The 12,645-nt window shown below is 50.1% G+C and carries 8 protein-coding genes; 6 read left to right on the top strand and 2 right to left on the bottom strand.

The features are described 5' to 3' along the window. Positions 1 to 22: 22 nt before the first annotated feature. Both ltrA and PORAS_RS03960 read right to left on the bottom strand, forming a co-directional pair. Entirely contained in the window at positions 23 to 1,303 is a 1,281-nt protein-coding gene (gene ltrA / locus PORAS_RS03965) for a group II intron reverse transcriptase/maturase (protein ID WP_013759989.1), read from the bottom strand. Positions 1,304 to 2,332: 1,029 nt separating this feature from the next. Continuing rightward, positions 2,333 to 3,040, bottom strand: coding sequence for a hypothetical protein (locus PORAS_RS03960; RefSeq protein ID WP_044211294.1), 708 nt, complete (start codon positions 3,038 to 3,040; stop codon positions 2,333 to 2,335). A gap of 192 nt (positions 3,041 to 3,232) precedes the next feature. On the opposite strand from PORAS_RS03960, the gene PORAS_RS03955 reads away from it, so the two are divergent. The 6 genes from PORAS_RS03955 (at position 3,233) to PORAS_RS03930 (ending at position 12,408) form a co-directional block, all read left to right on the top strand. Beyond that, positions 3,233 to 4,816 (top strand): lipopolysaccharide biosynthesis protein, encoded by a 1,584-nt coding sequence (locus tag PORAS_RS03955; RefSeq protein ID WP_044211292.1) that lies wholly within the window; start codon positions 3,233 to 3,235, stop codon positions 4,814 to 4,816. Between the two features lie 14 nt (positions 4,817 to 4,830). Further along, positions 4,831 to 5,940 (top strand): polysaccharide pyruvyl transferase family protein, encoded by a 1,110-nt coding sequence (locus PORAS_RS03950; protein WP_013760251.1) that lies wholly within the window; start codon positions 4,831 to 4,833, stop codon positions 5,938 to 5,940. A 185-nt stretch (positions 5,941 to 6,125) separates the two neighbouring features. After that, complete coding sequence (locus PORAS_RS03945; protein ID WP_013760250.1) at positions 6,126 to 6,947, top strand: polysaccharide biosynthesis/export family protein; 822 nt, start codon at positions 6,126 to 6,128, stop codon at positions 6,945 to 6,947. Positions 6,948 to 6,990: 43 nt separating this feature from the next. Further along, complete coding sequence (locus PORAS_RS03940) at positions 6,991 to 9,495, top strand: GumC family protein (protein ID WP_013760249.1); 2,505 nt, start codon at positions 6,991 to 6,993, stop codon at positions 9,493 to 9,495. A gap of 28 nt (positions 9,496 to 9,523) precedes the next feature. Next, the gene (locus tag PORAS_RS03935) at positions 9,524 to 10,267 is read left to right on the top strand and encodes a tyrosine-protein phosphatase (RefSeq protein WP_004331338.1); all 744 of its coding nucleotides are present in this window, start codon (positions 9,524 to 9,526) and stop codon (positions 10,265 to 10,267) included. 113 nt (positions 10,268 to 10,380) lie between these two features. Further along, a complete protein-coding gene (locus PORAS_RS03930; RefSeq protein WP_004331333.1) occupies positions 10,381 to 12,408 on the top strand; it encodes a UDP-N-acetylglucosamine 4,6-dehydratase family protein in 2,028 nt (675 codons plus the stop codon). Positions 12,409 to 12,645 lie beyond the last annotated feature (237 nt).

The following is a 12,645-nucleotide window of genomic DNA, read 5'->3' as shown; positions in this document are numbered from 1 at the left end:
GTGCCGTTCGGCATACGGCGGTTTAATTCGTTTTCAAAGAGTGTCTAATCGCATAGTAGTCCAAACAGCTTACGAGGCCTCTGCGGGCTAGCACATCTTTCGATATTGCTCGTACCACGCATGTACGTCTCACCACCCATTCGTAGCGGTCTCCGCTGCACGAGGTGAGCTTGGCTAAGTCGTTGCAGATACCAAGCTTGCGTAGCCCCCAGGCTCGCTTTCGAGGTGTTTTCCATTGCTTCCATATCACCTTACGTAGCATCGTGCGCAGATGTTCGTCTATCCCTACCATCTTGCCTTTCATAGCTCCAATGGCAAAGTAGTTTATCCATCCACGTATCACTCTGTTCAGCATTGTGATACGGGCAGTCATGGAGATGCTCCACGAGCGTTTGCATAGTTTCTTCAGCTTCCTGACAAACTTCGCTACGGAGTCCTCGTGAGGTCTTGCCGTCCACTGCTTGGTCTGAGGGGATTTGTAAAATCCAAAACCGAGGTACTTAAGTTTGCTCGGTCGGCAGACGTGCGTTTTGGTGGCATTGACCTTAAGCCCGAGGACACGCTCTATCCATTGGGTGACAGAGTGCATCACTCGTTTGGCACTTGCTTCGCTTCTTACTGCTATGACGCAGTCGTCTGCGTATCGAACATAGCGCAGCCCCCGTCTGACCATTTCCTTATCTAGCTCGTTGAGCATCACATTGCTCAACAAGGGGGACAAATTGCCACCTTGGGGCGTGCCGAGTTCTGTGGCTTCGTAAAGACCATTCTCCATTACGCCCGACTTCAGATACTTGCGTATCAGACTTTCGGTGTCTGGGTCATGGATCACACGACCCACATAACTCATCAGTTTGTCTTGTGGAACATTGTCGAAGAACTTCTCCAAGTCTATGTCAACTATCCACTCCGCTCCCTCGTTGAGGTATTCCAAAAGCTTCTGAACGGCTTGCTCACAGCTCCTGCCGGGGCGGAAGCCGTAGCTGTTCTCTTGAAACTCTGCCTCGAAGATGGGAGTCAGGACTTGGACAATCGATTGTTGAAGGGTTCGGTCGACAACGGTCGGGATACCGAGCTTGCGTACGCCTCCGTTGGGCTTAGGTATCTCAACCCTCCGTACGGGGGCTGGCTTGTACCTACGCTCTAGGATCGACTGCTTGATGCTCGTCCAATTGGCGTTCATATAGTCGCGGAGCTCCTCGACTTTCATACCGTCTATACCCGAGGCGCCCTTGTTGCTCACAACACGATTGAGTGCCTCGCGTACATTATTCTTGGCGAGTATCTGTTCGATTAGTTTCATCTTCCGTCTTTCTTAATTTCCGCTTCCGATGCTCGCGTGCTTAGCTCTATGTGGTCGATCGCATTGACGTTTTGACCGTTGCCACTCGTCAGCAAAAACATCGGAACATACATTCTTGATTAACGTTACGAATTATTCGGTCCTTCGCCTTGTTCTGCGCGAGAACGGCTACTTCGACCTCTGCTGACTCCTCGACATTCGTTGTTACTATCCTTGAGGACTGCCGAGGCCTCACGGGATAAGCCATACATCTTTCATCGTTTACCTGCCTAATTTACGCATCAAGGTTACGGTTGCCTTTTGGAGCTTCACTGTCGCGTGCCAGCTTGTCCGCTTGATACGCCTTGGTATTAGGTTTCTGTTCGTCAGGCCACGAATTCGCTATTGCTTCTTCTCTCCCAAGGGTCACCCCTTGAAACTTGCAAGTCGCTATGGGGTTCGTTGGCAACTACGCCCCGTGTGGACTTTCACCACAGATGTATGACATGCCCGTCATACACGCAAGAGCCTGTCACGACCTCTCGTGGCAGGCTCTTCTTTTATGCGAGAACGCACGGTTTGTGTATAGGGCAAAGGGTTACTACACGTCTCCGATTACTCCGATATTCTCCAATTATTTCGACACCTTCCGATTGCTTCGAAACTTCCACGTGGAAATTTTCCAATAGCTCGCTGGAAAATAAAAATTCGCCACGTAGGCGAGAAATGATTTCTCCGAAGTTTCATTTCATTCCTCCGAAGTTTTATTTCGTCCCTACGTGGGGATTTTTCTGTTCCTCCCTAGGAATTTGGAAATCCCTAGGGAGGGATTGGGAAACTCCTCGTGGAGGATTTCAATCTTCTCCGATAAAATGGGCTGGAGATTCGGACTTAGAGATTAAAACGAGACAAATAACGATTGACTAGGACGCACGATTGTGAGATTTGCAGCGTGGAGCTGAAGCGGAGGATCGGTGGCTGGTCGTACGATTTCACCACCTTTGCAGTGGTGAGGCTGTCACTGAGCCATCGTATCGCTCTCGTAGCCTATCAGCCTTCACGCTTTATCTCAATGAGATATGGCTGTCCATAACCTGTACAAGCTTGTAGTTCGAAGGTCGTTGGACCACCCGCTGCGACCGTGAAGGTCTTCTCAAGGTCGTCAATCGTGATGCCCTTTGGATTACCAACTACATTGAGTCCGAAGTTGCAATCACCGAGATCGCTCTCCTTAACGACGTTACCATCAAAGTCTGTAATATACATCGTCCCTATCACTTTACCAGACCCGCCCTTCGAGGTAAATTGACTTGGCTCGGCTTTGAAAGAGAATCTCCATCCGCCACGCATTATGAGGATGGTCTGCTTACAGCCCTTACCCTTGCCACTGATGACCTCAGCTTCAATCTTAAAGGTCTTAGCATTTATACCCTCTCGGACAAAAAACTCATTAGGTCGATACGCACAAGGCTCTATCTCAGAAGAATACTTCTCAAAGTGCAGTGTAAACTCTGAATTCCCCAGCGGGGTCTCATGGAGTAGCTCTCCGCTGGGAGATAGTTCTTGTAGCACTCCGTGAACCTTCCCATAGCCTCCATAGCCTGAGAAGGAATTGGGCGTGGCCATAAACTTGGCTTTGAAAGTGTTCTCTTGTGGCTCCTGAGGAGTCGGTGGCACACTTTTACTGCAAGAAGTGGCTAGTAGCAAAAGCCCAAGAAGAGAAGCTGCGCATATCATATAGGCAATGTACTTCATCATTGTTATAGGGTTTTAGTTTGTGAATATCTAGCGTATTACGCCTACAAATATAGAGAAATAATTCACGGAGAGCTACATATTTTACATTTGCCAGTCTAGGTGATGGGCGAGGTGGCTGATTGTGTGATTTCACTACCTTTGTATCGGAGAAACCTTTACCAAGGTGTCACCCCCTACTGCTCTGCAGATCCCATGGCACAAGATCTACACAACAAAACTACCGACGAGCGCTCTATGCAATCGTCTCGCTCGCAGCGTATCGCCCGCAATACGCTCTTCCTCTTTGTGCGTATGGCGGTGGTCACCCTCCTCTCGCTCTACATCTCCCGTGTACTCCTAGCTGCGCTCGGAGCGGAGGACTTCGGTATCTACCAGGTGGTGGGGAGCTTGGTGACCGCCTTTGGCTTTATCAATGGAGCGATGGTATCCGCCACACAGCGTTTCTACTCCTACGAGCTGGGACGAGGCAATCTCTCAGGCGTAGGGCGCATCTACAGTGTCTCCATCGTTGTGCAGCTCCTGCTGGTCTTGCTGGTATGCGCTATCGCGATCCCCTTCGGTCTATGGTACGTGCCAAACAAGCTTGTGGCACCGCCTGAGCGCATGACTGTGGCACTCTGGATCTACTTCATCTCTTTGGGGACCTTTGTGGTCAATATGATGCTTACCCCGTTTCAGAGCCTCATCGTCTCACATGAACGGATGAATCTCTTTGCTCTGCTCAGCATCGTGGACATCGCTCTGCGACTTGGTGCCGTGCTACTCCTGAAAAGCTACGCTGGCGATCAACTCCTCCTCTACCCGATCCTGCTCCTTGCCGTCAGCGGCGTGATGGCTCTCTGCTATGTGGGGAGCACAAGACGACTCTTTCGTCAGGTGCACTTTCGCTGGGTACGGGATAGGCCGGCCTATCGCGAGATACTATCCTACTCGGGGTGGAACCTCTTTGGCAATCTAGCTGCTGTGGCTCAGACGCAGGGCATCAACATCGTCTACAACTACTTCTTCGGGCCACTTCTGAATGCAGCTTTTGGCATTGTCAACTCAGTGCGTAGTACGTTACTGATCTTTGCAAATAACTATCAGATGGCGGCTAATCCGCAGATCATCAAGTCGTACGCTGCTGAGGAGTATGGCTATCTCCACAAGCTCATCTGCGCCAGTGCTAAGATCTCCTACCTGCTGATGCTCTGCGTGGTGATTCCCTTTGCGTTAGATCTAGATCTGCTACTTCGCTTATGGCTGGTCAAGCCGCCTGAGTATGCCTCGCTACTGCTCCAGCTGACGCTCATCGTACTGCTCATAGAGAGCCTCTCGGGGGCGCTGATGACAGGTATTCAGGCGACAGGACGTGTGCGCACCTACCAAGTGCTGGTCGGAGGAATGATCATCATGATCCTACCGCTCTCTATGCTCGCCTTCTGGCTGGGTGCTCCACCAGAGTACTCGGTATACATTAATATAGTAGTCTCTATAGCGTGCCTAGCGGTGCGTCTAGTGCTCTCCTATAAGTATCACGCACTAGGCGTCGGCTACTACCTCAAGCGTGTGGTGCTGCCCATCTTACCGCCGACCATCGTCATGCTATTAGGAGCTTACCTCTATCGGCGTTGGCTCCCCTATGTCGGCTCTATTTGGGGACTATTGGTAGCCTCTATCTTACTCGGAGGGCTATGTGCCGTAGTGATCCTAACACTCTCACTGACAGGCGAAGAGAAGCGACTCGTCAAGGGCTATCTGCATCTTTCTAAGCGGCGGCAGGCTCCAAACGACTGACTTGACCAAATAAAATGACGACAAAACGGATCCATATACTGACACACCCCCTAGGAGCTAACTATGGCGGTATCATGCAGGCATATGCATTGCAGCAAGCCTTGCGCCAGTTGGGCTACGATCCTGTGACACTAGACATCCCCTTCGACCAGCGATCTCCACTAAGACGGTGGGCTAAGTCACGACTCTTAACACTAAAGCAGATCCCCTACGACCAGTCTAGAAAAGCGGAACGTATCATACAGCAGCACACATCCCGCTTCGTACAGCAGCACATCACGCTCTCACCACGACTCCGCAGTGCCAAAGAGCTACGGGAGTACTACCGCCAGCAGCCCGCTCATGCTTATATCGTGGGAAGTGATCAGGTGTGGCGACAAGCGTTTGTCCCGATGCTCGACGACTACTTCTTTCGCTTTATTCCCGAGTCAGACCCCGTGCGACGCATCGCCTATGCTGCTTCCTTTGGCGTAGATCCGATCGATATTGCTCCCGAGCGAACGGCTCGTTATAGCGACTTACTAAGTCGCTTTGTAGCGATTTCGGTGCGTGAGCTCTCTGCTGTGCCAATCCTGAAACAGCAGTTTGGCGCTTCGGCGCAGTGGGTACTGGATCCGACGATGCTCCTCACGAGAGAGGAGTATATCGACCTATTTGGATTGCGAGTGGAGCCTTCGAGCGGGGTGTTCGCCTATATGCTTACCGATACACCACACAAGGAGGCGCTCGCTCAGCAGATAGCGCAGTCGCAGCATACTACCTACCAGCTCTTCTCTCCGTGGCGGCACTGGACCGCACGCGGCGAGAGCCTGGAGGAGTGCATCTTACCTCCCGTAGAGGCGTGGCTCGAGGGGATTCTCAACGCCCAGTATGTGGTGACAGACTCCTTTCACGGTGTGGCCTTCTCACTCATCTTTGGCAAGCCTTTTGTTGCTATCGTCAATAACCATGGTGGTTGCAGTCGCTTTGACACGCTTATCAAGACCTTCGGTTTGGAGAGTCAGCAAGAAGGAGCCTATGAGTTGGTTAGCTCGCCTGAGCGCTACGATGTACAGGCTATAGCACAGAAAATGTCACAACATCGAACGGACTCTATGGACTTTATAAAGAATGCCTTAAGATAAGGGTGTGCATATCTCGTGGCAAGAAGAGTTTCTTGAATCACTTTTTATACGTATCTTTGCCTCTGCTAAATGACTAATCTATAGTAACTATCCGAAGGGAGAAGCTTTCAAACAAGAAAAAAGGGGGGCTTTGCCTCTTTTGGAGCGAGCTCTCTAAGCAAACAATATAACGCATCTACTTAAGAATGAAATCTTTAGTTCGCCTTAACACACCCTTCTTTGGAGTTCTTCTGGTAGCGACACTCTGTCTTATAACGACCTCTTGTGCATCACGCAAAGATGTTGTCTACCTACAAGATGCCTCCATAGGCTCCCAGAGCCAGTACAGTGTGCCTGTCCTACATATTGCTAAGGGTGATATGCTCGGTATCACCGTCAACTCCAAGAATCGAGAGCTCTCTGATCCCTTCAACCTTCCAATGGTCGGTTACTATAGTGCTTTCGGCATTTCAGCAGCTAATACCCAGCAGGGCTATCTTGTGGACGATGAGGGCTACGTAACATTCCCAACTTTAGGTCGAATTAAGGCAGAGGGACTAACCCGCAATGAGCTAAATAATAAGATCGCTACAGCGCTCCGTGATCAAGGTCTTCTCAACGATGCCACCGTTACGGTCTCTCTACTCAATGCACAGATATCTGTACTAGGCGAAGTGGCTCGTCCAGGTCGCTTTCCTATGGTGAGTGATCAGGTCTCCATCTTAGACGCAATCGCTATGGCAGGTGACCTAACGATACAAGGACGCAGAGACAACGTATTGGTCATACGAGAGATCAATGGAGAGCGATACATCATCGCACACGATCTACGTAGCAACAATATATTTGAATCTCCCTGTTACTTCCTCCGTCAGGGAGACATCGTCTATGTGGAGCCAAACAACGCAAAAGCACAGACAGCTAGCATCAACCCCAACAACAATGTGGGGACTTGGCTAAGCGTTGTCAGCACAGCGACTTCTTTGACAACCTTTGTCTTCACAATTATAGCTAGCCAGAAGAAGTAAGCACTTCTAGCTCTAACTTCTACACTCAGCACGGTTTATTAGAATGGAATATCAAACAGCTTCTACCCAGCAGGAACCTATACGTTCCTCCGAGGAGGTCAGCACATTCTCCTTACGAGATATTCTGATGATCCTCAAGGCCAACTGGCTATTTATACTTCTATCGTTCCTCGTTTGTCTCGCTCTAGGATTTCTCTACATCAAGTCCTCTTCCCATCAATACAGTCGATCTGCGAGTCTCTTGATCAAGAGCGAAACTTCGATCAACTCCGCCATAGAGAGGCTAGCGCAGTTTACAGGAGACAAGCACTCCTACAGCGATGATGTCTCCAACCAGATCATAATCTTAGGGACCGAGCGTGTCGTCAGCGAGACCGTCCGTCGTCTCGGACTAGATGTACAGTATCATTATGATGCGGGGTTGCGAGAGAAAGATCTCTACAAGCAGTCGCCCGTATCTATCCGCTTTGTCAATGCAGACCCTGACGAAAAGATTTCCCTCCGTATCAAGTCTGACAAAGAGGCGCACAATCAAGTGATCCTCTACGATATCAAGAGCTCACTGATTGGCAAAGTTCAAGAGCCTATCGCTGCTACTCTAGGAGATACCATAGCCACCCCCATTGGCAAGGTTGTTGTAGAGGCTACACCGTACTACAGCAACTTTCCAAACTATGAAGTGCTGAAGGTGCAAAAAGACAACTTCAATGCTGTCGTGCGCAACTACATGAAGGCTCTTCAGGTATCCCTTCAGCAGAAAGACGCATCCGTCATCAAGCTCACCATACAGGCGGGCAATCCTCTACTTGCTGAGGACTTTCTCTCCACGCTCATCCTTGTTTACACAGAGCTAGAGCGCTCTGATAAAGTCAAGATAGCGGAGAGTACCCAGCGCTTTGTCGATGATCGTCTAGCTATCATCAGTTCCGAGCTGGGACAGGTCGATGCTGAGATCGAAGACTTCAAGCAGTCCCAGCAGATTGCCGATATACAGGCCGAAGCACAGGAGTACATTAAGGGAAGCTCTGAAGTCAAGACACGACTAGTCGAACTGAACAATAGTATCTCCATCGCTCAGTTTGTCCGAGGGCACCTTAAGGACAAGAATCAAATGGAGTCTCTCATTCCAGCTAATGTGGGCATTGCCTCCCCTTCCATCGAAGCGGCTATCGCTAAGTACAACGAGTTTCTACTCAAGCGTGACCAGCTACAAGCTAACTCTAGTAGCCAGAACCCGCTCGTTCAGGAACTTAACACACAGCTCGCAGCACAGAGACTCTCTATCATCACTTCCATAGATAACCTCATATCTACACTCGAAGTGGAGCGTCAAGGTATTCTCTCCGAGCAGTCCAGCTATAAGGGTCGCATCACCTCTGTGCCTATGCAGGAGCGCATCGTAGGAAGTATCTACCGACAGCAAAAGATCAAGGAGGAGCTCTACCTCTTCCTCCTCAACGTACGAGAGCAAAACGCACTCTCTATCGAGGCTGCCGAGTCAAACGCACGTCTCATCCAAACGCCTACAGGACCTACTGAGCCTGTTAGCCCTCGTGCTCCTATCATCATGCTGGCCGCTGGGTTGCTTGGTCTGCTGATTCCTATGGGCATACTATACATACGTGGCATCGCCAATAATAAGATACGAGGTAAGGCAGACATAGAGCGTTACACCTCAATCCCCGTGCTAGGTGAGATCCCCCACTACAAGGCATCCAAGAAGCATATCAAGCAGGTCGAGGAGCAGATCAAAGATCAGCTTGTAGGACTAAGCAGTAAGGAGCGAAACGAGATCATAGACCAAGCAGCTCGTATGTTCATCGTCGGGCATCACAGGCGCAGTGTAGTCTCCGAGGCTTTCACAGTCGTACGCTCCAACATATCCTTCCTGACGCCCAATAGTACACAGCAAGTCAAGCGCATTATGATCACCTCTGCGATACTGGGATCAGGGAAGACTTTCTCCTCCTCCAATCTAGCGTTAAGCTTAGCTCAAGCTGGCAGTCGCGTATTGCTGATAGATTGCGACCTGCGCAAGAACACTCTATCTAAGGCTATTGGTATGCATCGATCGGGGTTGGATGGTCTATCCACTTACCTATCTGACAGCAAGGTGGATCCACAGAAGATTATCTGTCCAACCACTGTTGCGGATAGTCTCTTCTTCACCCCAAGTGGTCCTATACCACCCAATCCTACAGAACTGTTTATGTCTCCTCGCTTTGAAGCCCTGCTAGACTATGCCGACAAACAGTTTGACTATATAGTATTGGATACCATTCCCGTGCTCAATCTTGCAGATACTCGTGTAATCAGCCCACTTGCAGACATTACAATTATGATCGCACGTGAGAACCACCTGCCACGTCGCTTGCTACCTGAGCTGGAGACCCTCTACCGAGAGCGTTTGCTCAAAGGGCTTAGCATCGTAGTCAATGATGCTGGTGTCGGAGCCTCTTCTTATGGCTATGGTTACGGTTACGGCTACGGTTACGGCTACGGTTACGGTTACGGCAGCGAAAGCGAGCATGATAGCAAGTCTAATTAATTAGTTTAGTTCAGACTAAGGGAGCTATATGTGGTGGACAAGAAATAGGACTGTAGACATCATCGCTGCGGGGTGGCTCGAAGGAATGACAGACATACACTGTCACCTTGTTCCTGCAGTTGATGACGGCAGCCGTTCGCTAGATGAAACCCGCCAACTGATCGAGACAATGCACTCTATCGGCATTCAGCGCATCATCACCACACCACATATCTACAGGCGCTACCCACACAACGATAGCAATACACTCCAGCAAGAAGTAGAGCGACTGCTCCCTGATCTATCGGATCTAGGAGTACCGCTCACGCTCGGAGCTGAATATATGATGGACGAAGGCTTTGAGGCACAGCTATCCAAGCCACTGCTCACTCTGGGGAGTAGCAAGTTCTTGCTCGTGGAGACTTCGTTTATAGGTGCTCCCCTAGACCTCTACCGGCTCATTCAGCTTGTCATCTCGGCAGGTGCGATCCCAATGCTAGCTCATCCTGAGCGATACCTCTATATGAGCGATGGAGCGTATAGCCGCTTGAGAGGTGCTGGTTGTGCTTTCCAACTCAACCTTTTCAGTCTCACTGGAATGTACGGAGAGCAGGTTCAGAAGCGAGCTCAGCAGCTCCTCGAGCGTGGGTTCTATGACTTTGTAGGCACTGATACTCATCGGATAGATTTCTTCCGAAAGACGATCTCATCCGCTAAAACTTACGCTCGGTACGAAGAGCCTATACGCGCTCTCATGAGCAACAACCAAACACTAGTAGCTACACGCGAATAATAAACATCTAGTGCAATTTATGTAGTAAATTCATATAGAAAATTAGTATACTCCGCCCGCCTATGCAAGTCTGCCCCCCCCCCCCCCGCAAAACTAATAGAAGCTTGGTTACTGTGAAAACAAAAGAGTTCTTACGTAAATGTCTAGGTAGTCGTTATGTCAACTACCGCATTATTGCGCTCATTGACTTACTTCTGAGCATTATAGCCTCGCTGTCTGCTATATTCATAACTAGTTACACGCTTCTTACGCTCACTGGGGTTTACTTCCATGAGACTATCATAGAGTACACAGGACTGACACACCCTACCCTTTCTTTTTTGGGACTTTCGGGAGTTGTTTCGCTGATTGTACTGCTCATCTTTCCCGTTTACAAGGGGATCATCCGCATTCGGACCTTCTCTAATGGCTTTAACTATCTATGGTTATCACTGAGCAAAGCGTTCGTTCTGGGGCTAATCTCGGGCATTCTGTCTAGAGGATGGCTCTTTGGCGTGCTATACTTTGCATTAGACACATTCTTCACACTCTTCTTTTTGACGGGCTTCAGAATCGTCGTGCAATTTGTTTGGAGGTTTGTCAATGGAGTTCCCTCGACGATCAGTCGCACACCCGCACTCATCTTTGGGGTCAATGATAGATCCTCACAGCTTGCGGAGAAGCTCTCCAACTCTTATCAGGACAAAGGGCTCTATGTCATAGGGTACGTCGAGACAGAGCAACCTGCTAAAAGCATGACCGTCGGTGGCAAACCAATCTTCTACGCTCCAGACACCGACAGCTTCTCCGCACTACTAGAGAAGCATCACGTCTCCGTACTCCTCTTCGCTGGTTACGATGTGCTGCACGAGAATGCCCCCTTTGCATCGATCTGCATAGACCGCAAGATTCGTCTCTTAGTCGATCAGGAGCCACGACGCATACTCAATGTAGATAGTCGTCCACCCATCGAGGAGATACAGATAGAAGATATACTAGGTCGTGAATCCATCTTCCTCAACATGAAGCCCATATCGGATGCTTTGCACGACAAGACGATCCTTGTGACAGGAGCTACAGGTTCTATCGGTAGCGAGATCGTCCGTCAGCTCGCTCGCCTAGAGCCTCAACTGATCGTGCTCTTTGACATAGCGGAGACACCGATGCACGAGCTGCGACTAGAGCTACAGCGCTGCTGTCCGAATGGACGCTTCGCCTATGTTATGGGAGACATACGCAATCCTCAGCGACTAGACTTTGTCATGCGCAAGTTCCACCCCGACAAGGTCTTTCACGCAGCAGCCTACAAGCATGTACCACTCATGGAGGAAAACCCATGTGAGGCGGTTGCCACCAATATCGTTGGCACCTTCAACATAGCGAGCAAATGTCTCGAGTATGGTGTCGATCAGATGGTTATGCTATCGACAGACAAGGCGGTCAACCCCAGTAGCGTCATGGGAGCTACGAAGCGTTTCTGCGAAATGATCGTCCAGAGCTTAGACCTAGCGATCAAACGAGGAGAGGTGCAGACGACCATGACGACACGCTTTGCGACGACACGCTTCGGCAATGTCCTTAACTCGGCGGGTTCCGTCATCCCCACCTTCAAGCGTCAGCTACAGCGTGGAGGACCTCTCACCGTCACCGATCCACGCATCGAGCGCTACTTTATGACCATTCCAGAGGCTAGTCAGCTCGTCTTGGAGGCCAGCATGCTCTCGCATGGAGGAGAGGTCTTTGTCTTTGACATGGGTGATCTCGTCAAGATCGCCGACCTCGCTGAGCGTATGATACGCCTAGCGGGCTACGAGCCTGATAAGGACATCAAGATCGTCTACACAGGTCTGCGACCTGGTGAGAAGCTCTACGAGGAGACCATCCACGACAAGGAGAAAGACCTACCCACGGCACACAATAAGATTCACATCGTACAGACCCGTGAGGAGTCGTTCGAGCGGATCCACCGGATGGTGCTGCTCTTCCGGCAGTTGGCACACCAGGGAAATGTCGATGGAGTCGTCTACCTTCTCAAGCAGGCGATCCCAGAGTATAAGAGTCTCAACAGTGAGACCTTTGCTTCCTTCGAACGTGGTGAGCATATACCCTTCGATCTCGAGGAGGAGCTAGGCAAAGTCGCAGCAGAGCTACCACATAACTAGCCCGGGGATCCCGTCCCCGTCGGGGTCCTTCGACGATTCCGAAGTATTGCTGATATAGGCGTGATCCATAGTTATTATATCACCCTTGATGAAGTTAGAGAGCTGTAGCATAAAGTTGTCATTTGTGGCAGCCGATGTAAAGCGAACATCTGATTTTGGCAAACACTTTCGACACGACTCAAATCATTTCGCTAGTTGAAAAAGCAGGACTTTCAGAAAGAACGATGATATTAGCCG

Source organism: Porphyromonas asaccharolytica DSM 20707 (assembly GCF_000212375.1).
Classification (GTDB): domain Bacteria; phylum Bacteroidota; class Bacteroidia; order Bacteroidales; family Porphyromonadaceae; genus Porphyromonas; species Porphyromonas asaccharolytica.
The sequence above is the reverse complement of the archived record's forward strand: the minus strand, read 5'-3'. Positions and strand labels throughout refer to the sequence as shown.